The organism is Mucilaginibacter pineti (assembly GCF_900101875.1).
Taxonomy (GTDB): Bacteria; Bacteroidota; Bacteroidia; order Sphingobacteriales; family Sphingobacteriaceae; genus Mucilaginibacter; species Mucilaginibacter pineti.
The window spans coordinates 1-22,799 of the sequence record NZ_FNAI01000011.1; the positions used below are offsets into that span (position 1 = coordinate 1).

22 protein-coding genes and 1 tRNA gene are annotated in these 22,799 nt (G+C 43.2%); 10 read left to right on the plus strand and 13 right to left on the minus strand.

The window, feature by feature from the left end:
* Window positions 1-247 precede the first annotated feature (247 nt).
* The 4 genes from BLS59_RS21015 to BLS59_RS21025 all read right to left on the minus strand — a co-directional run bounded on the left by BLS59_RS21015 (window position 248) and on the right by BLS59_RS21025 (window position 2,317).
* On the minus strand, window positions 248-730 hold the full coding sequence (locus BLS59_RS21015) for a hypothetical protein (protein WP_091152282.1): 483 nt from the start codon (window positions 728-730) through the stop codon (window positions 248-250).
* Window positions 731-784: 54 nt separating this feature from the next.
* Entirely contained in the window at window positions 785-952 is a 168-nt protein-coding gene (locus BLS59_RS31720) for a hypothetical protein (protein WP_162842718.1), read from the minus strand.
* Window positions 953-1,059: 107 nt separating this feature from the next.
* The gene (locus tag BLS59_RS21020; protein ID WP_091152284.1) at window positions 1,060-1,644 is read right to left on the minus strand and encodes a non-canonical purine NTP diphosphatase; all 585 of its coding nucleotides are present in this window, start codon (window positions 1,642-1,644) and stop codon (window positions 1,060-1,062) included.
* A gap of 85 nt (window positions 1,645-1,729) precedes the next feature.
* A complete protein-coding gene (locus tag BLS59_RS21025; protein WP_091152286.1) occupies window positions 1,730-2,317 on the minus strand; it encodes a hypothetical protein in 588 nt (195 codons plus the stop codon).
* A gap of 180 nt (window positions 2,318-2,497) precedes the next feature.
* On the opposite strand from BLS59_RS21025, the gene BLS59_RS21030 reads away from it, so the two are divergent.
* Both BLS59_RS21030 and BLS59_RS21035 read left to right on the plus strand, forming a co-directional pair.
* Window positions 2,498-3,958 (plus strand): peptidylprolyl isomerase, encoded by a 1,461-nt coding sequence (locus BLS59_RS21030; RefSeq protein WP_091152288.1) that lies wholly within the window; start codon window positions 2,498-2,500, stop codon window positions 3,956-3,958.
* A gap of 16 nt (window positions 3,959-3,974) precedes the next feature.
* Window positions 3,975-4,937: an AAA family ATPase gene (locus tag BLS59_RS21035; protein ID WP_091152290.1), complete on the plus strand. Its 963-nt coding sequence runs from the start codon at window positions 3,975-3,977 to the stop codon at window positions 4,935-4,937.
* Here the strand turns inward: BLS59_RS21035 and BLS59_RS21040 are convergent.
* From BLS59_RS21040 to BLS59_RS21070, 7 genes are all read right to left on the minus strand, one after another.
* Window positions 4,934-5,926: an L-histidine N(alpha)-methyltransferase gene (locus BLS59_RS21040; RefSeq protein WP_091152291.1), complete on the minus strand. Its 993-nt coding sequence runs from the start codon at window positions 5,924-5,926 to the stop codon at window positions 4,934-4,936. The genes BLS59_RS21035 and BLS59_RS21040 overlap by 4 nt on opposite strands.
* A 22-nt stretch (window positions 5,927-5,948) precedes the next feature.
* Complete coding sequence (gene egtB, locus BLS59_RS21045) at window positions 5,949-7,097, minus strand: ergothioneine biosynthesis protein EgtB (RefSeq protein ID WP_091152292.1); 1,149 nt, start codon at window positions 7,095-7,097, stop codon at window positions 5,949-5,951.
* 376 nt (window positions 7,098-7,473) lie between these two features.
* Window positions 7,474-9,045: an ABC transporter permease/substrate-binding protein gene (locus tag BLS59_RS21050; protein WP_091152293.1), complete on the minus strand. Its 1,572-nt coding sequence runs from the start codon at window positions 9,043-9,045 to the stop codon at window positions 7,474-7,476.
* Window positions 9,042-9,485 (minus strand): hypothetical protein, encoded by a 444-nt coding sequence (locus tag BLS59_RS21055; protein ID WP_091152295.1) that lies wholly within the window; start codon window positions 9,483-9,485, stop codon window positions 9,042-9,044. Before BLS59_RS21055 ends, BLS59_RS21050 begins: the two co-directional genes overlap by 4 nt.
* Window positions 9,482-10,438 carry an ABC transporter ATP-binding protein gene (locus tag BLS59_RS21060; RefSeq protein WP_091152297.1) on the minus strand — a complete coding sequence of 319 codons (957 nt, stop codon included), beginning with the start codon at window positions 10,436-10,438 and terminating at the stop codon, window positions 9,482-9,484. Before BLS59_RS21060 ends, BLS59_RS21055 begins: the two co-directional genes overlap by 4 nt.
* 9 nt (window positions 10,439-10,447) lie before the next feature.
* Window positions 10,448-11,833 carry a mercuric reductase gene (locus tag BLS59_RS21065; RefSeq protein WP_091152299.1) on the minus strand — a complete coding sequence of 462 codons (1,386 nt, stop codon included), beginning with the start codon at window positions 11,831-11,833 and terminating at the stop codon, window positions 10,448-10,450.
* 4 nt (window positions 11,834-11,837) lie between these two features.
* Window positions 11,838-12,119: a DUF427 domain-containing protein gene (locus tag BLS59_RS21070; RefSeq protein WP_091152301.1), complete on the minus strand. Its 282-nt coding sequence runs from the start codon at window positions 12,117-12,119 to the stop codon at window positions 11,838-11,840.
* Between the two features lie 195 nt (window positions 12,120-12,314).
* Here BLS59_RS21070 and BLS59_RS21075 point away from each other — a divergent pair.
* The 4 genes from BLS59_RS21075 (at window position 12,315) to BLS59_RS21095 (ending at window position 15,936) form a co-directional block, all read left to right on the plus strand.
* A tRNA-Glu gene (locus tag BLS59_RS21075) sits at window positions 12,315-12,386 on the plus strand.
* 247 nt (window positions 12,387-12,633) lie between these two features.
* On the plus strand, window positions 12,634-13,887 hold the full coding sequence (locus BLS59_RS21080) for a site-specific integrase (protein ID WP_091152303.1): 1,254 nt from the start codon (window positions 12,634-12,636) through the stop codon (window positions 13,885-13,887).
* 224 nt (window positions 13,888-14,111) lie between these two features.
* On the plus strand, window positions 14,112-14,981 hold the full coding sequence (locus BLS59_RS21085) for an Rpn family recombination-promoting nuclease/putative transposase (protein ID WP_091152305.1): 870 nt from the start codon (window positions 14,112-14,114) through the stop codon (window positions 14,979-14,981).
* A gap of 508 nt (window positions 14,982-15,489) precedes the next feature.
* Window positions 15,490-15,936: a hypothetical protein gene (locus BLS59_RS21095; protein WP_091152309.1), complete on the plus strand. Its 447-nt coding sequence runs from the start codon at window positions 15,490-15,492 to the stop codon at window positions 15,934-15,936.
* Window positions 15,937-16,108: 172 nt separating this feature from the next.
* Here BLS59_RS21095 and BLS59_RS21100 read toward each other — a convergent pair whose 3' ends face one another.
* Together BLS59_RS21100 and BLS59_RS21105 are read right to left on the minus strand one after the other, a co-directional pair.
* A complete protein-coding gene (locus BLS59_RS21100; protein ID WP_091152311.1) occupies window positions 16,109-17,665 on the minus strand; it encodes a hypothetical protein in 1,557 nt (518 codons plus the stop codon).
* 111 nt (window positions 17,666-17,776) lie between these two features.
* Complete coding sequence (locus BLS59_RS21105) at window positions 17,777-18,178, minus strand: hypothetical protein (RefSeq protein ID WP_091152313.1); 402 nt, start codon at window positions 18,176-18,178, stop codon at window positions 17,777-17,779.
* 135 nt (window positions 18,179-18,313) lie between these two features.
* Between BLS59_RS21105 and BLS59_RS21110 the strand changes: the two genes are divergently transcribed.
* From BLS59_RS21110 to BLS59_RS21125, 4 genes are all read left to right on the plus strand, one after another.
* On the plus strand, window positions 18,314-19,705 hold the full coding sequence (locus BLS59_RS21110) for a sensor histidine kinase (RefSeq protein WP_091152315.1): 1,392 nt from the start codon (window positions 18,314-18,316) through the stop codon (window positions 19,703-19,705).
* Window positions 19,695-20,378, plus strand: coding sequence for a response regulator transcription factor (locus BLS59_RS21115; protein ID WP_091152317.1), 684 nt, complete (start codon window positions 19,695-19,697; stop codon window positions 20,376-20,378). The genes BLS59_RS21110 and BLS59_RS21115 overlap by 11 nt, the downstream gene beginning before the upstream one ends.
* 271 nt (window positions 20,379-20,649) lie before the next feature.
* Window positions 20,650-21,261 carry an RNA polymerase sigma factor gene (locus tag BLS59_RS21120; protein WP_091152318.1) on the plus strand — a complete coding sequence of 204 codons (612 nt, stop codon included), beginning with the start codon at window positions 20,650-20,652 and terminating at the stop codon, window positions 21,259-21,261.
* Between the two features lie 243 nt (window positions 21,262-21,504).
* Complete coding sequence (locus tag BLS59_RS21125; protein ID WP_091152320.1) at window positions 21,505-22,659, plus strand: FecR family protein; 1,155 nt, start codon at window positions 21,505-21,507, stop codon at window positions 22,657-22,659.
* Window positions 22,660-22,799: the final 140 nt, after the last annotated feature.

Here is a 22,799-nt window from a genome sequence, read left to right on the forward strand (position 1 = left end):
AAAGGTGAAAGGTGAAAGGTGAAAGGTGAAAGGTGAAAGGTGAAAGGTGAAAGGTGAAAGGTGAAAGGTGAAAGGTGAAAGGTGAAAGGTGAAAGGTTTTTGTGGAGAGTTAAAGTTAACAACAAAAAAAGGGTAAATGAACTTAGTTCATTTACCCTTTTCCTTTTTATAGTCTAAGCGAACCTTTTACCTTTCGCCTTTACCCTTTCACCTTAAGAGGATGCCTTTACCCTTTTACCTTTAAGAATTAATTTGCTTTCGCAAACGAATAAATAACGTATCCGGTTCCGCCGCCTATTGCTACGGGCGATTTCAGGGTCATGGTTGAGCCATCGTTGCTGGCAATTTCAAGCACATAACCTTCCTGAACGTTTTTGGCTTTATCGCCTTCGTATAGTTTTTTAAACTGAAACTGTGTGCCATTTGGGCCGGTGTTATTAACCGACCAGAATATAGTTTGTGAAGTGCCGTTTGCTAAAGTATAAACACCGTTGCCGCTGTTGGTTAGTTTCCAGGTGCTGCCGGTAAAAGCTTCAGGAGGTGCCTGGTCAAATACGTTTTGAACTGCATTTTGTACAATACCTTGGTAGCTAACGTTGTTAAGCGTCCAGGTGCCTACAAATTTACCGCGCGATACGTTTGTTGATACCGTGTTTTTGGTTGATGAACAAGCTGCTAAAACAAAAATAAGTGATAGTACTGCGATTGAGGTTTGAAATAATTTTTTCATGACTTGGGGTTATTTTAAAAGCATAACAGCATAAACCCTGCCAAATAAATAAAATTATAGCTTAGCAGTTTTTAGTTTAAAGCTCTTTTGAATTTCAGATAAGCGGTTGTTGATGTTTTCGGTGATCTGGTCGGCTTCTTTAACTTTGTTTAAGCTTCTGGCAACCCGCTGGTCTGTATCTTTTGAAAATAACTTACGACCAATTTGTTTTACTATGTTCATAGGTAATGTTCTTTTAAGCGATATTCCTTAAAGCTCTATTATACGGGGTGTTTTAAGGCAGGGTTACATAAAAAGCAAATTAAAGTTATATTAAAGGTTACAAAGCGCTATTTTTCTGTAACTAAGCTTAAAAAAGCTATCAACTGTTCTACAGCCTTGGCGCGGTGGCTTATCTGGTTCTTTTGATCCATGGTCATTTCGGCAAAGGTAATGTTGTAGCCTTCGGGCTCAAATATAGGGTCATAACCAAAACCGTCGGTACCGCTAAGCTGGGTGCGGATGGTGCCTTCAACGGTTTCGTCAAAAAAATGCTCGTCGCCATTCCATACCAGCGATATCACCGTACGGAAACGGGCTTTGCGGTTGGTAATCCCCGCCATGTTTTCCAACACTTTTTTATTATTGGCGGCATGGTTGCCATGCTCGCCGGCGTACCGGGCCGAGTAAACGCCGGGCTCGCCGTTAAGCGCGTCTATTTCCAGGCCGCTATCGTCGCCAAAGCAATTCAGCCTATACTTTTCAAAAATGAAACGGCTTTTTATAGATGCGTTTGCCTTAAAGGTTGTACCGGTTTCTTCAATATCATCGTAACAGCCAATATCATCAAGGGTTAATAGTTGAAACCGGCCTTGCAGCTTGGCTTCAACTTCATCAAGCTTATGGCGGTTATTGGTGGCGAATACTAATTGCATTTTTGGGGGATAAAGGATTTGGGGAACAAAGATAAAGGATAAGATCGGGGTGCGAAGATCGGGGAGCGAGGATTAATACTTCAAATTAAAATCCCTTTACCTGCTCCCAAAAAGCTTTTTTGTTGTCAACGCTGTCCATCATTTCGCCAAAGCTAAAACTCTGCAGGGCGGTAAGCGCGCCAAGTGGTTTGGGTACGTTTAAAACAAGCGGCGCTATATCCTGTGGCAATGCGGCTTTGCCCAGTATCAGCAGTTTTGTGGGTTTAAAAAAGGTAAGCAGTTCATCATACTTAGCCGTTGAGTGATGAGCAAGGTTCACTATCGCCAGATCGTCAATTGCAAGCTCTTTGCGTTTAATAATATTGGTAAGTGCTGTTAAATGGGCATCGTCAATAAACTCCAGGGCGGGGTAATTTACCAGCACCACAAAGTTTTTTAAATTTTTACCCAGATAATTAAACGTAAGCGGCGGCGTTTTTACTTCGGGTGCGGGGACAATGGACACCGGCTCGGGTTCTTTAACAGTAGGTGCTACCTGAATGATGGAGGCTGCCGGTTGTTCGGCTATGTGTGGGGCAATAGCATCTTCTGTATACAGTAACTTGTCTGTATTTAAGAGGTATAGCTCATCCTGTAATAAAAAGCGCAGGGCAACCGGGTTTTCAATCTTCACTTTAACAAATTTTAACCAAAAGTAGTTAAACGGTTTCAGCCTTTATAGCCATATTAGCACAATTATAAGCAGTTGAGTTTTAATTGAATTTAATTGTAGGACTATAATTAATAAATTTTACCGAAATTCGTGATTTTTAACGGAATACTGTTCCGTTTTATTTTAGTACATAAGCATTACATGAGAAAGTTAGGGTTAGTAATTTTAAGTTTTATTTCAATCATATCAGTTGCCAAAGCACAGCTTGTTGTTGATACGGCCAAAGCAAAAGCACCCGTTACGCAAGCCACTGTTGATTCGGTTATTGCAAGGCCGCCGGGACGTACGCTTGATAAAATTGCAGCTATAGTTGGTAACAGCCCCATATTACAATCAGATATTGAACTGTCATACGCCCAGTATTTAACGCAGGGTATGGCACCCAACCCCGATGTTAAATGCCGCATTTTACAATCGTTACTAACCCAAAAGTTATTGGCGCAGCAGGCAATTATTGATAGCGTTGAAGTAAAAGACGATGAAGTTGATAACAGTGTTGACCGCAGAATGCGCGAAATGATACAACGTGCGGGTGGCCAGGATAAGCTGGAAGCCTATTTAGGCCGTTCTATTATCCAGTTTAAGGATGAGATCCGTCCGGATATGAAGGAGCAATTAGTTGCGCAAAGGATGCAGCAAAAAATTACCGAAAAGCTGAATGTAACCCCGCTTGACGTTAAAAAATATTTCGACAAATTACCAAAAGACAGTTTGCCATCTTTTAACAAAGAAGTTGAAGTGGGAGAAATTGTATTTCAGCCTAAATTGAGTAAAGAAGAAAAAGATATATACCGCCAGAAAGCTGAAGAACTGCGCGACAGGATCGTAAAAAAAGGCGAAGATTTTGGTACCCTGGCACGTTTGTATTCACAGGATCCCGGTTCGGCACCCGAAGGTGGTGATGCTGGCTTTGGCGACAGGCAAACCTGGGTAAAGGAATTTACCGCCAACGCGTTCAGGTTAAAAGCAGGGGAGTATTCGCCGGTGTTTGAAGCTCCGGATTATGGTTTCTTCTTTTTACAGGTAATTGAGCGCCGCGGCGAGCAGGTACACGTAAGGCACATATTAATTATGCCTATCATTACCGAAGCCAGTTTAGATAGGGCAAAGGGTAAGGCTGATAGTGCTTATAACCTGCTTATCAAAAATAAAACCATCGATTTTTCGGCTGCGGCTAACTTTTACTCAGATAATAAGGAAACAAAATATAACGGCGGTATGATGCTGAATGCCGAAAACGTTCAGGTACGTTCAACCTATATCCCTATGGATAAGCTTGACCCTAAGGTTGCTCTTGTTGTTGATACCATGAAAGTGGGGTCTATTTCACAACCAACCTTATTTACCGGTGCCGATGGTAAATCGAGCTACAAGATCCTTTACCTAAAATCGGCCACGGATGCGCACAAGGCAAATCTTGAGCAGGATTTTGCAAAGCTAAAGGATTACGCTTTTGAAATAAAAACCAACAAAACCATAAGTGATTGGTTTGATAAACGCAGGAAGGAAACTTTCATTAAAATTGATAAGCAATACCAGGAATGCGATATCCTTAAAAAATGGATCATGCCTGCAACTACTACAACCGCGCAAGTAAAATAGTATACTATAATAATATATGCAACACCGTTCTGATGTGGAAGCCGCTGACGCTTTAAAGCAGGCTTATCAACAAATACGATCCGAAATAGGGAAAGTTATCATAGGCCAGGACGAGGTTGTGAAATTTGTGCTGATATCTATTTTTAGCAACGGCCATTGTTTGCTGGTTGGTGTACCCGGTTTGGCTAAAACCCTGCTGGTGCAAACCGTATCGCAAGTGCTTGATCTGGATTTTAAGCGCATCCAGTTTACGCCAGATCTGATGCCGTCAGACATTATTGGTTCTGAAATATTGGGCGAGGACAGGAATTTTAAATTTATCCCCGGCCCGGTTTTTAGTAATATTATCCTGGCCGATGAAATAAACCGTACACCACCCAAAACACAGGCTGCCCTATTAGAGGCGATGCAGGAAAAAGCGGTTACCGCTGCCGGTGTTACCCATAAATTGGCCCAGCCGTTTTTTGTACTGGCTACCCAAAACCCAATTGAGCAGGAAGGTACCTATCCGTTGCCCGAAGCCCAGTTAGACAGGTTTATGTTTAACGTGGCTTTAAACTATCCATCATTTAAGGAGGAATTACAGGTTGTTAAAAATACCACCAGCACCCTTAAAGCCGATGTAAAAAAGATCCTGAATGCCGAGCAGATCATTTATTTTCAGCAATTGGTGCGCAATATCCCCGTTACTGATAATGTGATGGAGTATGCCGTAAAGCTGGTGTCAAAAACCCGCCCCAACAGTGAATTTGCCACCCCGCAAATTAACAGGCTTCTTACCTGGGGCGCTGGTCCGCGGGCATCGCAGTTCCTTATTTTGGGTGCCAAATGCCATGCGGTTATCAACGGCAAATACTCTCCGGATATTGAGGATGTACAGGCTATTGCCAAACCTATTTTAAGCCACCGTATTGTACGCAGCTACCACGCTGAAGCCGAAGGCTTATCTGCCGCCGATATTATTGAGCAGTTGTTTTAAGCCGCTATCCAAATAGCATCGATAAACCATTTTTTGGTGTCAAAAAAGCGATCGACAGGGGCAAAGCCCGCGTTAAGCGCCATCTGATCTGTTTGCATCACGGTAAACTTCTGCGAAATTTCCATGTATATGTATTCGTTTTTTGAAAACGCAATGGTTTCTTTACCGCCGATGGTTACCTGCTGATCTTCCAGGCTAATGAGGTAGCTTTTACAGGAGCCTGTTTCCGGGTCGTAAGTAGGGTAATGGTCAAACTTGGTAAGGTCGAAGTTGGCGTTGAGCTCGCGGTTTATGCGCTCCAATAAATTAAGGTTGAACCTTTTGGTGATCCCGCCTTCATCGTTATAGGCAGCCAGTACTACTTTAGGATCTTTTGTGAGGTCCATACCTATCAGCACCATATCACCTTCAGATAAATGGCTCCTAAGCACCCGGCAAAACTCTATGGCCTCTGGTACCGGCATGTTGCCAATATTTGAGCCCAGGAACAATACCACCTTACGCCTCGACGAAATTGAGGCGGCCTTTTTCAGCATATCAAAATACTCACCGTTGAGGCCCGTAATATTTATACCTGGCAACGTTACGGGCAGGGTGATGTTAAGGTAGGAGATTACATTGTCAGATATATCAATAGGCAGGTAGGTAAAATCGGCCTTTTTCTCCAATAGGTGTTTAAGGAGATAGGTTGATTTCATGGCATCGCCCGCGCCAAGTTCAATCAGGTCGAAAGCGTCGCCGCTGCCAATGAGGGCATCGGCAATTTCGTCTGTTTTTTCCGAAAATATTTCCAGTTCGCAATTGGTTGGATAATATTCAGGGCAGTTCATGAGATCCTGAAACAGCTTATCGCCATTGGCATCATAAAAATATTTAGAGTTTAAACGCTTTGGCGAAGTGTTTAAACCGGCTATAACATCATTATAAAACTGCTGCGTTTTATCGGTTGATGCGGTATTTGAATCTGTTTGTGTTAAGGTCGAATCCATAAAATGCCCATATTTGTGCAACTTACCGAGCAAGCCTTATGCCAGTAAATTGCCAACGTAAATTAGTTTGAAAAAAATTGCGGTAAGTAACCCGGCTATGCCCCGGCGATGTAGCTTCGGAAGCGCCGCGCAATACCTTTTGGTTTACCATAAACTTGCCATTGTATTCGCCAATTGCACCCGGTGCCTTGGCAAACCCAGGATAAGGGAGGTATGAGCTTTCTGTCCATTCCCATGCCTTGCCCCAGCTAAACTTGGTGGCGGCGGCTTCCCATTCAAATTCGGTAGGCAGCCGTAGCCCTTTCCATGAAGCGTAGGCGTAAGCCTCAAAATAACTGATATGGCAAACGGGCTCATTTATATTAAGCACTTGCAGGCCATGGTAGTTGTAATTATGCCATTCGCCATCAATAAGGTGCCAGTAAAGCGGGGCCTCTACTTTGTTGGTGTTTACCCAATCCCAGCCCTCGGCATGCCAATGGCGAAAATCATGATAGCCGCCGCTGTTAATAAACTCCAGGTATTGGGCATTGGTAACAAGGTTAGGGCTTATTTCGTAAGCGTTTAAATATACTTTGTGGCGGTTAAGTTCGTTATCAAAACAAAAGCCTTCGCCCTCAAAACCTATTTCATAAATGCCTTCATCCATCTTAATAAAACCCGCGTCAACAGCATCAACCTTTGGTGATACATAGCTTGTTGAATAAGCCGGAAACAGCGGGTTATGCCCTAAAATGTATTTAATATCTGTTAGTAAAAGTTCCTGGTGCTGTTCCTCATGGTTAAAGCCCAGGATAAGCAGTTCTTTTACCTCGTCGCTTATCTGCCCGCACAAAAAGCCCTGCATGGCTTCATCCACATATTTGCGATAACTATAAATATCTATAACGGTTGGGCGACTCAGGTTGCCCCTGTCTGTACGGATAACGCGGTTGCCCACGGTTTCGTAGTAACTGTTAAATACGTAATTGTAATTTGGGTTAAACTCCTGGTAGCCCATAAAATACGGCTTCAGGATAAAAGTTTCAAAAAACCAGGTAACGTGCCCTATGTGCCACTTGGGCGGACTAACATCTACCACGGGCTGCACCACATAATCCTCCGTTTGCAGGGGCCAGCAGATCTGCTCCGTACGCTGGCGAACTTTTTTATAACAGTCGGCTAAATCCATTGCTATTATTTACTTGCGTGTTTAGTATTGAAATTAGGTAGTTGATTGATAATATTAACGTTGTAGCAACTCCCCATCAATTGCCATATGGGTAGCCCCTATGGGGCATAAACGATTCGATGTTTTTCCTACAAACAGGTAGTCCCTCCGGGACATAAAAAACTTTCGTTTCTTATCAATATATGAATACTTCTATGTCCCGGAGGGACTACCTGTTTGTAGGACAATATAAAAAATGAATTTGTCCCCATCGGGGACTACCCATCTGCTTATATTCCACTATGTCTTCTCATGGGCTATTACTCTCAAGAGGGGAATAGCACGGCCCAGGCTTTAAACTCAGTTTCTTTTATCATTTTACAATTGCTAAACACCTTTATTTACTATTCAAATACCGTTTGAGGTTTGAAATTGTTTTAATATGTAAATTCTTTGCCTGCTGATTTCGCATCATCAGTGCATAGGCGTTATTAAAGCCTATCGGCCTGAGCCATTTTATCTGGTAACGTTTCTCAAATTCGCGCTGCACGTAGTTGTAGGTGCTGTCTTTACTTTGAGTTACCTCGGTTACTATTTTGGGCGATGCCTGCAAAATGGCCAGCAGCCCGGTGCCGGTATATTCGGGGTAAAAATCTATCTGATCGTTAGTTAAAGCATCAAAACAAATTTTTGTACCGCCAAGGCCGGTTTTGGTTGCTACATCATAATCGGTATTGCCCTTTATCAGCATGCTGTATATATTGGCCAGTATGTACTGCTCGCCAAATATTTTAGACCCTATGCGGATGATGCCTGCACTCCCCTCGCGGGATGGTTTGTATAATTTTGCGGCCACCAAAAAATCTTTGGCTACCCGCTCGGGGCTTTGGTGAAGATAGTCGGTACGGTAGTTTAAATCCGTCATAACCGAATCATTTATTTTGCCCGAAAGCAGATTTAATGTTTTTTCGAGCTCCGGAAACTTTTTCAATGATTCCTCGCGCACGATGGGCGCGGCATAGTATGGCGGGAAAATGCCTTTATCATCCGTTAATACCACCAGGTCATAAGCTTTAAGGCGACCATCGGTAGAGTAGCCGCTGATCACGTCCAGCTGTTTTTCAAAGGCGGCCTTATACATCACCGCGTCGCTGATCACGATGGTATGGATCTTTAAGCCGTATTTACTTTCCAGGCCCAGGTTGCCATCCTGCCGGCCCATAAACTCGGGCGTAAAGCCAGCCGTAAGTTTACCGCCGTAGGCCGATGGTATAAAGTAAAAGGAGGATAGCAGCACCAACACAACAGGCATAACATAAGTGCCCGTTTTTATTTTTTTAAAGTTGAGCTTTTGCACCCGCGACAACAGGAAATCGAAAATAATGGCCAGCAAAGCCGCCGGGATTGCCCCCGCCAGAATCATGTTGGTATTGTTTAGGGAGATACCACCGAAAATAAACTCGCCTAAGCCACCCGCTGCAATATACGAGGCCAGCGTTGCCACGCCCACATTTATTACCGTAGCGGTGCGGATACCGGCCAATATAACGGGCATGGCCAAAGGAAGCTCAACCTTAAACAGCACCTGCCACTTATTCATGCCCATGGCCACGGCTGCTTCCTTAACAGCTGCATCAACCCCGGTAATGCCTGTGTAGGTATTACGGATGATAGGCAGCAGCGCATACAGCAGCAAAGCCACAATAGCAGGTTTGGCACCAATGCCCAAAACCGGGATCATAAAGCCAAGCAACGCGATACTGGGAATGGTTTGTAAAATGCCCGCTATCCCCAAAACCGGCCCCGAGAACTTTACTTTACGGGTAATAAAAATGCCCAGCGGCAAGCCTATTACTACCGCTATAAAAAGCGAGATAAACGTAAGCCCGATATGCTGCAAAGTTTGCACGCCAAGCTTACCTGCCTGCTGCTGCATAAACTCCAACAAGGTTTGCTGATGCTCATTCATGGCTGCCTAAGGGTGTCTAAGTATTCTGGGTGATTAGAATATATATTATCAGAAATAGCCATTAATAACTTTTTATTATAAGATAGCTTTCCATCTTTATAAAAAAAGCCAAAAGTATCAAAGCAGTATTTTGCAGCTTTGTTCCCATAATGATAGGTGATTTTCCCTCTAACATCAAACGACCTTTCTTTAGCTTGTTTAAAATTTTTCCTCAGAGATTCAAATTTGGACAAGTCCTGCTGCTTATTGATAATTTTGATCTTCTTTGTTTTTAAGAATATGTAATCAAAAGCATCGCATGGGATAGCGTAAACCGTTTCAGTATCAAATCCTTCAAATTCGAGTTTTACGGAATCGGGTTTATGAATTTGTGCGAAGCCAGTACTGTAACTCAACAGCAGTAGTTGGACGAAGAATATCTTATAAAGTGCCTTTTTCATACCTGCTGATTTTTATATTGATAAAAGGCGGCCATCAACTGCTCAAAGCCGACGCTTTTAACCGTGTTTTGATCCTTGCTGATATTGATGGTTTCGGCAGTGCCGAATTTGAAACTTTCAAGTGCCGTCCATAAGTCGGTACCGGAGGATAACGACGAGGTGTTTACTTCTTTTTGCAAGGCGGGCAGCGTATCCCAAAGGTTGATTAATTTAATGGCCCTGAACTCCAGTTGCAGGCGCTGATCTTTCAGAAAACCTTCAACAAAATCATTGGCCGGTTTAAACAAAAGCTCGGCCGGTGTTCCGGATTGTATTATTTTGCCTTTGTCCATGAGGCAGATCCTGTCGCCAAGCTCAAAGGCCTCCTGCACATCATGCGTTACCATGATAATGGTTTTGCGCTTCAGCTCGTCAAGCGCCTTAAACTCCTTGTGGATATTGGAGCGGGTTACGTTATCCAGTGCACCAAAAGGCTCGTCCATCAACAAAACCGGCGGATCGGATACCAGTGCCCTTGCCAGCCCTATCCGTTGCTGCTGACCGCCGCTTAATTCGTTTGGGTAAACGTTTAGGTAGCCGGCATCGAGGTGCAGTTTTTCCATCAGCTCGGCAGTGCGGCTTTCAATTTTCTTTTTGTCCCATTTAAGCAACTGCGGTACTATGGCAATATTTTCGGCCACGGTATAATGCGGAAACAGGCCGTTGTTTTGCAGCACGTAGCCAATGCCACGCCGTAAAATTTCGGGCTGTTGATCCAGTATATTTTTATTGTTGATGCTGATGCTGCCGCTGGTTGGTTCAATAAGCCGGTTGAGCATTTTTAGTGTAGTGGTTTTGCCGCAGCCACTGGTGCCCAGCAGTATCATATTTTCCTGCTCCTGCACCTCAAAAGAGATAGCATCAACAGCCTTTACCTTGCCAAAATGTTTGCTTATGCTATCAACCTTTATCATAAGCAAATGCTAATCTTCAAGCGACATAAAAAGGTTATTCAACGATTCGGAATACAGCGGGTGCGCAAATACGCAATAGCGGATCCTGTCGTAAGTGATGCCGCCTTCCATAGCCATTTGCAACACGGTCATGATCTCGCCGCCTTCGGGACCAAGCACGGCCGCACCCAATATCTTTTTGGTTTTTGTATCAACAATGGCCTTCATAAAGCCGCGGGTATCGCCGTTTTCAATGGCGCGGGCTACGTGGGCCATCGGTAGCTTAGCCACCTTGTAATCCAGTCCCTGTTTTTTTGCTTCGGCTTCGCTGATACCTATGCGGCCCAACTGCGGATCGGTAAACATACAATACGGCAGCGGACGATCATTGGTGTTCAGCTTTTGTTTTTCAACAATATTGCGGTAAACAATGGTGTAATCGTTATAAGAAATGTGCGTAAACGCGGGACCGCCCTTTACATCGCCCAAGGCATAAACGCCCTTGGCGCTGGTTTCCAGTTTGGTATTTACAGTGATGAAGCCCCTGTCGTCGGTTTTAATACCGGCCTTATCCAGCCCCAGTGTTTTAGTCTGCGGCGCGCGACCAACTGCTACCAGCACATGGCTGCATTTGATCTTCTTTTCTTCGCCGTTTACGGTTACGGTAGCGGTTATTTTGCTACCCGGTTTTTGTTTAAATTTAGTGGCCTGCGCGTTGGTAAGCACCTTGATGGATTCGGCTTCGAGGATGGTTTGCATTTCGGCCGAGATATCCTCATCTTCCTTAGCCACAATGCGCGCCGATTTTTCCAAAATAGTTACCTTACTCCCAAACCTGCGGAACATCTGCCCAAACTCCAGCCCGATATAATTGCCACCTAACACCAGCAGGTGCTCGGGCACATAATCAAGATCAAGTATAGTAGTTGAGTTGAGGTATTGAATTTCATTAAGCCCCTCAATCTCGGGGATCAGGGGAAGGCAGCCGGTGTTCAGAAAAACAAGATCGGCCTGCATGTTGGCTTTTTTGCCGTTTTTAAGGATAACGGTAACCGCTTTTTCGCCGGTAAATACAGCCTCGCCAAAAACAACATCCAGGCCCTTGGTTTTCTCAGCAGCATGCTGCCCGCCAATGCGCGAGCGCATCACAATTTCGTCCTTACGCTTTTTTATCTTGGGCATATTTACCGAAAACTTTTTCACGGGCACGCCCAGCTCGGCACTTTTGCCTGCCATATACGCCGCCTTTGCCGATGCTACCCAGGTTTTAGTTGGGGTACAGCCGTCGTTTACGCAGGTGCCGCCGTAAAACCGTTTTTCGATGATGACGGTTTTCATGCCTGCGGCGGCCAGCTTTTTGGCCAGGGGGGCACCCGCTTGCCCGGAGCCTATAACAATAGCATCGTATTTTTTCATGGGGTTAGTCGGTTATTTTAACACCTTTCCAAAAGGCAACATAGTTGGTAATGTGTTTTGCAGCTTCCTTAGGTTCGGGATAATACCACGCGGCATCCCGGTTTTGCTGCCCATCAACATTAAGGGAATAGTAAGATGCCTTGCCCTTCCATGGGCAGGTAGTGTGGATATCGGTTTCTTCCAGGTATTCGGCTTTTACGCTGTCTTTAGGGAAATAATGATTGTTTTCAACCACGATGGTGTCATTGCTTTCGGCAATAACCTGGTTGTTCCAAATTGCTTTCATCGGTTAAACGGATTTATTTATAAAGATAGCTTTAACACACCCAGAAACACAATGCCGAAGCTGCAATTTTGTTTGACAGTAAAAAAAATGGTGCTGATAGTGAGGGAGAAATAAAAAATTTAAAAATTTATTTTTATTTTCTCATTAAAGCTATATCTTTGCATTCCCAAAATAAGGGAAACAAAAACAAAAAAAGGCCCGTTCGTCTAGGGGTTAGGACGTTAGATTTTCATTCTAGAAACAGGGGTTCGATTCCCCTACGGGCTACTCATTAAAGCATCAAAACGTATAAAAGCCTGCAAATCATACATTTGCAGGCTTTTTGCGTTTACAGGCATACCAGATTATTCAATTTTTCGCATAGCGAAAGTGAGTAATTCAGTGAGTCAGCTTTTCGGAAACACCTACTCACTGGAAAGTGCATAAGTTATTGATATACAACCTGTTCAATAACTAAACATCTTGATTGCCGCAAGCTGCAAGGCTAATTTTGTTCACTTAAAAATGAGAAATCATGAATGTAAATTATTCCTTGCTCTTCTACTTGAAGAAGCCAAAAAATTACGTTGCAGGACAGCCTAAACCCATTTACATGCGGATCACCGTAGCGGGGCTGCCTAAAGAACTTTCAGCCGGACGGGAATGCCTCCCCTCCCGGTGGTGTCCAAAGGCTAACCGCGCCACCGGAAACAAAGAAGATGTGCGCACCTTAAACAGTTACCTCGATACGCTGGATAGAAGCATTGAAAAAGCGCATACCGATCTGATCAAAGAGGGCGCGGCGATAACCGCCGAAGCGATCAAAAACAAGTATCTCGGTAAGACAGAAAGGCCGCATTACCTTATGGAGATATTTGCCGACCATAATCAGAAAATGGAAGCGTTGCTTGGCAAAGGGTTTAGGCCGAACACCCTTAAAGGTTATAAAACATCGGTCGGGCACCTGACCGCTTACTTACAGCAAAGCTTCAATAAATCGGATATTGACATCTGTAGTATAGATCATGGGGTTATTATGGGATATGATTTTTACCTGCGCACGGTAGTCGGTTGCGATGGTGTTTCGGTCGCCAAATACATGAAGCATTTCCGCAAGATCACCAACCTGTGCCTGGCCCTGCGCTGGCTTAAAGACAATCCTTTTGTTTTTTACAAAAATAAAGCAAAGGCGAAGGAGCGGGAATATTTAACTACCGAAGAACTGGAACGTGTGGCAAATAAACATTTTCTGATCCCAAGACTTGCACAGGTTCGTGATATGTTCATTTTTAGCTGCTATACCGGGCTGGCCTATATAGATATTAAACAACTGCTGAAAACCGATATCCGCAAAGGGATAGACGGCAATCTATGGATCTTTAACAGCCGTGAAAAAACAGGTACAGCATTGCATATCCCGTTAATGCGGATCGCCGTTGACCTGGTTAACCGCTACAGCGATCATCCCAAATGTGTCAATAAGGGTATCGTATTCCCGGTATCGAGCAATCAGAAAATGAACAGTTATTTGAAAGAGATAGCAGATTTGTGCGGGATAACCAAGGAACTGACCTACCACATGGCCAGGCATACGTTTGCTACTACCGTAACCTTAGCCAATGGCGTGCCGATGGAAACCGTATCAAAGTTGCTCGGACATGAGGAAATGAAAACGACACAGCACTACGGCAAAATAGTGGATATTAAAGTTAGCGGTGACATGCAGGAGCTGCAAAAAAGATTAATCGAAGCCGAACAAAAGAAAGAATTAGCCGCCCTCGCAGGCTGATCCGGCTATGCCGTTCTGCCTATAGGCGGGGCGGCATTTTATACGCTGTGGCCCCGTAAGTAATTTGCCTTGCATCTGTTCGCTTGCACATCACTCCGTAAACACCAAAAACGGGAACAGCGTGTGGTAAGTGCGCCGGGGTTCCGTAGGCCACAAATGCGCGCGGGGCAATTCGACGGCAGGCGATGAAAGAATTATTATTGAACTATTAAAAAGCACTTTATATGTCTAAGTACATTGACTTATTAACCGATTATTCCTTTAAGCGGATTTTCGGTACAGACCCTAATCGGGATTTATTAATAGACTTCTTGAACGAAGTTTTCAGGGGGCGAAAAATTATAACAGACCTGATCTACAATAAAAACGAGCATCCCGGCGACCATATCCATGAGGGCGGCGCTATCTTTGATCTGCTGTGTACGGGCGATGACGGTGAACGTTTTATTATCGAGGTGCAACGGGGCAAACAAGAGAACTTTAAGCAACGTGCGCTTTTCTATACCAGCCGTTTGATTACAGAGCAGGCCCCTAAAGGCAGGCGAAGCGAGTGGGGCTATCACATTAATGGCGTTTACCTGATCGCCTTATTAGAGGACTTTGCTTTATCCGACAGCCCAACGAATGAATATCTGCATGACATCTACCTCTGTAATAGACAGACTGGACGAATATTTTACAAAGACTTAGGCTATACCTATATAGAATTGCTTAAATTTGTTAAAACGGAAAGCCAGCTGGAAACCGAACTGGATAAGTGGCTGTTTGTATTGAAAAATATGAGCAGCATGGATAAGATCCCGGTTTACCTGCGCAAGCCGATATTTGAAAAACTGTTCAATGTGGCTGAATACAGCAACTTGACGAAGGAGGAAAAAAAGATGTACGACCATAGCATGAAATATAAATGGGACAATAAGAACGTGCTTGATTACGCTAAGAAAGAGGGCATGGAAAAAGGCAGGGAGGAAAAGAGCCGTGCCGTTGTAGAGAACCTGATCGTTAAACTTGGCTTATCCAATGAACAGGCTGCCGATGTTGCGGCGGTATCAGTCGAATATGTGGCGAAAGTACGGGCTGAAATAAAAAAGTAATAGCATACACACCCCTTAATGCATAGTAAGCTACAGCATATCGCTGTGGTTTTTTTTCTTTTCACCGGCAACATTCTAATAGGGGACAAATTGATCGCATTGTTTTTGTTGGAGCTTTGGGAGTGCGGCGGGTAATGCGGCTCCAATAAAAACAATGCGATTGGCCGGGAGCAGTGTCCTGAGTTATTTGCAGGAAGTCATTCGTCCCGGCCAGGCTTGCACAAGCCCGGCATAGCCTGTCCTTTTTTCTTTCATCGGCGCGGTCGCCAGAAGCAGGTGTATTAGGAGCGGGAGCGACTTATACTCCTGCTGTGCGGCCAGCGGGCTGGCGGTGAAATGAACCCGGAGCGAAGCGTGGGTGTAATGGAGCCGTTTGCCTGCTGGCAATAGCCCACCGCGATTTTGTAAATTATATTGGCACGATCAGCGTTTAGCATTAGAAAAGTGCAAATGCAGTAGCGTTTTTTATTAAATCTACGTATTAGTATATTATATAAAAACTATAAAAATGAAAAGGGCATCCCTTGTTATCATTGCTTCACTGTTCGCCTTAGCTTCCTGTACTAATAAAAAGGATAGCCAAATCGCTTGTACAGCGCAATATGTTTACCCATCCCTGAATTTTCAAATTGTCAATGAAACAGATTATACGATGCCGGTTTATACCACTACGGATATCTACATCTATCTAAAAAATGATGCGAATAGAACAGACACGATCAGTCCGGTCTTAAGATCAGCTTCCGGCCAAAAGTATTTTTCTTTTAGCGTCAAACGTGCTAAAGGAACAGATACCTGTTATATTCAAATCAAAAATTATAAGTTGGATACGCTTGTGTACACTATTTCAAATACTTTCGCCCCGTGTCCGCAACCTTATATCAGCAAGATCACGATCAACAAAGCGCCAATATTGACTATTTCCCAAAATGCTATTGTACAGATAAAAAAATGATATGCAGCTATCGAATTAAAACGATGCTGCATACACGGGAGCACATTTCACAGTAAATCAAATATTTACCTTCCGTTAAAGCACGTCAGGGGACTAATAAGCATTTTAATATCGTTCGTCTGCAAATAGACGCAAGGAATGCTTTATGCTACCTCTTTTATCGTGATTTACTTTACTGCTGAACAATCTCCAAATTCCCGTTTTTATCTTTTTTCCTGACCACCCAACCCCTGTTTAACTGGATATGGAAACCGTTTCCAGTAATTTTATTTCCGTCAATTTTAACAGGTAACGGAAAAATAAACTTATGGCTTTCAAAATCGCCAAAAATGCCCGAAAGTCCCTTTTTAACGCTATCCGCTTCCATTTTAAAACTTCCGAAGTTACGGCCAGTGATGTCCGTCCCTACAATATTAGAATATACAAGCCCTTTGTCTTTTAATACCACAGTACCATTCATATCATAAGACCTGCTGTAGATGCTGTCCGTCATCAAAACACTCAATGTTGGATAGTGCTCAAACAGATCGGTATAATAACTGATCTTCTTATCAAAATCACGCTTGCGCGCTACTTCCTGCCTGTTGATGGTTGCAAAGTTGTTGCGGCTATCAGCCTTACTAATAGCCGCGGGACTGATATTGATCGGGTGATGCAAATAATCGTTTTCATAGATTGCCTGAAAATTATATACTTTTCCTAAACCCGTTTTCCAGTTCATCTGCAAATAGTCAAAAAGCAACCCATAGGCCGGTCCGGTAGCATATGGAAAGGCACGGGTATAGGTTGGTGCGCTTTCGCGCATATCGATCTCATTTATAGCAAGAAGGTATTTATCGGTATTGGACGACAAAACGAACCCTGTATAATTAGCTAATCCTTCAGACGTTTCTATCTGCAACTCTGCATCCAGCGATTGCGGATCAATTTGCTGCCGTAATTTCCGGTACATTAAGGCGTCTGTGACATATTGCCTAATCAAAGCTTTTTCTTTTTTATCGCGCACAGCCTGTAGCGCATTTTTCAAAGCCTGGTATTCCAGCCTGAGCCGTTGCCTGGCCTGGTATTCATCCAGATAATTAACCGGATTGCCATTCAGATTGATATGCTTATATTGAAGTACATGAAACAGTTCGTGGATAATGGTGACGCTGCTGTCCGAAAGATAATTTGTTAAAATAACGGCATAAGGTTGATTATCATATTTTTGAGATGAATTGGTCTGGCTTAAAACATTGTCAGCAATTTTCTTAGTATAAATTACGGAGTCTGCGGTTACGCTCCCCGGTAAAATTTTCAGACTGTAAATAGTATGATCATTACCCAGTACCAGCAAATTATCGGACCACAAATTTTCTCCCCAAAGTTTTCCGTTATCCTGCATTAACAAGGCTTTCGCTTTTAACAGGGCAACTTTTACATTTTGTTTTGTTCTTGCAGGCAGTGTTTCCTGATTTTGTTTAACCCGGCTGATCAGTATCTTCCATTCCGGCAGCTCATGCAAGTTTTTCAGGTCGCTGTCGCTGGTAAGATGACCAATGTTGGCGTAATATCTTTCCTTAGCCAAAAAACTTAATATATCCATCGACCGGGTATATTCTCCGTTAAGTGCAAAAATACAAGCGCCGTCATAGAGTTTGCTGCTTGATAACTGATAACCCTGCTGTTTAATTATAGCCGAAAACTCAACCGATGCGGTTTTATAATCGTGCTGATTATAAGCGGTCATCGCTCGGGTATAGATACTATCCAGGCTCTGGGCACAGCAATTGGTTAAGATAAAAAACCAACAGAGCAGACTTAATAAATACTTCATAATTAATCAATTGCATTTCGTTATTTAATTGGCAGATGGTGGCGTTGGTGTTTTGGGTGGATCTAATGTTTTTTTAATCTCATCGCCCAACCGCTCAAAAGTTTTTATTAAAGCCCCGGTGGATTTATCCTTGTTAAGGTCGATAATTACTTTTTCTGGTTTGAGGCTGACCGTGTACGTGCTTTTTGAATTCCATATCGCCAGACCATCAGCTTCATTGGTTGGTTTGCCCAGGGCTTGAATAAGAAGCATCTTGATTTTTTCCGCTTTTGTGCTATTAAATACCGCAATAAGCGAATAGTCGTTGTCGCTGTTGCTAACGCTGATAGAAGTACGTTCAGTCGAAGTATGCGAGGTTGTTGCGCTTTGCGCAAAAAGCAGCGCTGTGCAAAAGAGCGCGGCCAGCGTAAGGGTTAATCTTTTCATGTTTGTGCGTTTATTTTATGAAAGCAAATTTGGCTGTCGTAAGTCATTAACATGGTTAATCAAGCGTTAATGATAAGTTAATGACTCAAAACGTTAGAGGCACCCGCAATACTTCTGCTTACCTTTGGAAAGAAGATGAATGCCAATATTAAAATAAAGATCTTGATAATTGCCTGCGTACTGATTGTAAGTATGTTGTCGCTTATCCAGTTTTACCTGGTTAAAAACACCTATCAGCTCACCAGGGAACAATATTATGCGGCCGTAAAAAGCGAGATGAACAGAATTATCCACACACCGTTGGTTGCGGCTTCTGAAGAAAAAACAGCAGCGCATTTAAAGCAAACTATATTTTTGTATACCATCGGGCAGATCAACAGAAAAGATTTTTTGAAGGAAGCAACTATTCAAAATGATTCGGTGACCAGGGCTGCAAATCAATATTTCGATAGTATAGCCGCAAACAACCCGCTACTTAAAGGGACACATTATCAATCCCGGTATGATGAAATCGTTCTAAATAGAAATGGAAAGGAAGATACACTGCTTAAACACGGAACAAAACACTACGTGTATATAGGGCAATCCGGGTTTACGGCCGACAATCTGTTATTGAACAACAACGCCAGCCAAAGTATTGAAAGGACGCATACCAAAGAAGCCGGTAAAAGTAATTTCGATATCAATTATACCATCAATCTTGAAGGATCAAGATATTTAGATGTGTCTGTTTGGAAACAAGTGGTGCTTCGGCGAATGTTTGGAATGTTTTTGCTGGCGGCAGGGTTGCTTATTGCGGTTATTCTGCTTTTTTACCAGGTATTCCGTACCATGCTGAAGCAAAAAAAGATAGCAGAAATCCAAACGGATTTTGCTAACAACATCACACACGAACTAAAAACGCCTTTAAGTTCGGTGAGTGTTATCCTGAAAACTTTGGAAAGAAGAGAGATACGGCAAAACCCAGCGCTGTTAAATGAACTGTTACAATCGTTACAAAGGCAGCAAACTAAAATAAACGATACCGTTGATAGTGTTTTGGAAAGCATGATGCAAACCGACCCGGTAGTTGAAAAGACCAATGTAAATATTACAGACTACTTGCTACGCTATACCAATGATCTTCTACTGGCCTCACATTCTTTAACCATAGACATTCAACCTGATGGTCAGATGATCAAAACGCATTTGTCCACATTAGAGAAGGCGCTTAATAACTTGGTTGACAATGCTGTTAAGTACAGTCCGGAAGGCTCGCCAATCATCATTGAAGCCGGTGCATCCCAATATGACTACCTGATTAATATTACTGACCAAGGTTGCGGTATCGAATTAGAGGAGCAAAGCAGAATATTCGATAAGTTTTACCGCATCCCGGAGCAAAACCGGCACACCGTTAAGGGACTGGGGCTTGGCCTCTACATCAGTAATCAGGCCATTAACCAGTTGGGCGGAAGCCTAACCTTAAAAAGCAGACCCGGCGAGGGCAGCACATTCACCATCAGACTACCGATATATGAAAATTAATGTACTGATTGCCGAGGACGATAATGACTTGGGTAGCCTGCTTAAACAATACCTTGAAATCAATGATTTCCAGGTTCAACTTGTTCACAACGGAGAAAAAGCACGGGCGGAATTAAAAAATGCGGTTTATGATATCCTGATCATCGATGTGATGATGCCAAGAGAAGATGGGTTTGCATTAGCTGAAAAACTCCGGCTACATTACCCTCAACTCCCTTTCCTGTTCGTTACAGCGAGAAAATTGAAAGAAGACATCCTGCACGGTCTTAAACTTGGGGCAGATGATTATATCGTCAAACCCTTTGATGCCGATGAACTGATACTCAGAATGCGGAATATATTAAAGCGAGGTCAGCCAAAGATGGAAAATCTCAACGAAATTTACCAGATCGGTATTTTTCAATTTGATGCAAAAAATTTAAAGCTGTCTTCAATAGCAAGTGAAAAAACGCTTACTGAAAAGGAGGCACAGTTACTGGAATATCTTTATCATCATAAAGGTCTGTTAATTAAACGCAACGATATACTGGAGGTTGTATGGAAGGAAGCTGATTTCTTTAACGGGCGAAGTATGGATGTGTTTATCACTCGCCTAAGAAAACATCTTTCTGGTGATCCTTCTATACAAATCGAAAGCATCCGGGGGATTGGGTTCCGGTTTAAAATTGACTAAGACCTGACTCATAGGTTCTTTATATGGGATTCGAGTTTGCATAATCCATATGTCATTGGACTGATTTTTACTCAATCTAATCATTAGCTCCATGGTAGCGGAATAGGCAACAAACAATTGAAACGCAAAAGCCAGCGGAGGATATTAAAAAGAATGACCAGCCAGGTACACCGCCGGACCTAAGCATGTGACGGGTTATAGGTAAATCGTACATCATTGGTTCGTTGAAAATCACTGAAATTGGCATCATTGAATTGTTTTCCTTATTTTTATGGGAAGAAAAAACGCTTCAATGTCCGTCAAGGCCCTGCATACTGATTATGAACTGCTGCAATTGATTGCGGCGGGTGACCAGCGTGCTTTCCGGTTATTGTACAAAAAATACCACCCGGTCATTTTCGCATTTACCTATCATTTATCCGGCTCTAAACAGGAGGCACAGGATATTGTACAGGAAACCATGTTATACGTCTGGCAGCATGCCGGGGAATTGAGCACGATGGAAAAGCCTTTGGCTTTTCTGAAAACATATGTCAAACGCCGTGGTATCGATATGCTCCGCAAGCAATTGACCGCGCAAAAGAGCGAGGCTACGTTTGGCCGGAACTGGCAGGAAGCCGAAAATGAAACCGAGCAGAGTATGCTGCTGAAAGATGTGCGTGACCAGATCGAAGCGGCAGTCAGCAAATTACCAAAACAGCAACAACAGGTTTACCGCTTGTGTTACCAACAGGGTCTGAAATACGAAGAAGCGGCTGAACAATTGAAAATATCTCGCGGCACGGTGCAAAAGCACATGAAATTAGCGCTTCGCGCATTACGAGAGCAGTTAAAAAACAATATTTCCTATGCGGCGCTGCTTATAATTTTAAAGTTTCTGTAAAATCGCAACAAATTAGACATTTAGCTCACTAATCTGTTTGCATTAACGCGATAAGAAATATTTTCGAGTGAAAACTCACGCATTTTATTGGTGTTTTCGGAAGCGTTTTTGGTTTATAGGCACAAAAATTCACCAATGTTACCTTATTTTAAAATTTTTGTTAAAAAATTTACTTTTTCATTACCCCGAAACCACCGTCCCGTTCGACTAACAATATAAACAGCGCTATTGCTGGCTATATTAATGATGGACGAAAACAAACTCCAGTATTTATTTGAACAATTCCAACAAGGAAAGCTAAGCTCTGATGAACGGCTAGAGTGGGAAAGCTATGTTAACTCTGGTGAGCAAAATCCTGCCTTTGCTGAGTGGTTGGAAAATCAGTGGGAAAAAGCAGAGGTTTCCGACCTTAGAATGGATCAGGAAACCGAGGAAGCGATTCACGATTATGTAGTTATACAACCGCAAATATCTGAAACATCCCGGAGGCTTTGGCCGAGGATCGTTGCCGCAGCTTCTATTCTGCTCATCTTATCTTTCGGTACTTATTACTTAATGAACCGGGAGGCACCAGGACAAAACAGCGTTACTGCGGAATTGATCGCCCCTGTTCAAAAGGGTGTTTACCTTACCTTATCTAACGGTCAAAAAATCGTACTCGATCAGAAACACGTTGGCCGTACGAAGGTAGGTGACGGCACCCAGGTCGATCAAAATGGCAACGAATTGAGTTATCAGCAGGAGAAAACCGCTGCCGAACCACAGGTACATACACTCACCAACAATAGTAACGCTAAATACAGCTTGGTATTGGCTGACGGCAGCGAGGCTTATTTGGATGTCGCATCAAGTATTACCTATCCGGTAGCTTTCAGCGGTAAGGAAAGAAATGTTACTGTGACTGGGCAGGCTTATTTTAAGGTCAAGCATAATGCAGCACAGCCTTTTAGTGTTCATGTGGGAGATCAGCTCATTGAGGATATTGGTACGGAGTTTAATATCGATGCGTATCATAACATTAAAACCACGTTGGTGCAAGGTGCTGTTCGTATCCATGCAGGTGCAACAAAATTCCTTGTCTTAAAGCCAGGTAACGAAGCTTACCTTGAAAATAACGAATTGGTTAGCATCACGGCCGATTTGGAAATGGCGACGATTTGGTTACAGGGTAAGATACCGCTGAATCACCGCACACTGGAAAGCGTGCTTACTGAAGTCGGCCGTATCTACGATATGCAATTCATCTGGCAGGACGTCAGCCTGAAGCAATTGAAATTTGGTGGCGCAGTCAGCCGTACGCAAAAGCTGAGCAATATTCTGAACTTTTTCCGCAATACGGGCAAAGTGGATTTTACAGTGGATGGAAAGACAGTAACGGTATTTAAAAAGAAGAAATAATAATTAACCCTATAAATTAAACACGCTAAACCCCAGAAAACGATGAAAGAAATTTTACTTGATTAAAGGCCGCAGGCCAATGGTGAACCGAAACAAAAAAACGCACCCCGAATTGAGCCTCGGGATACGTTAAGCGTCCG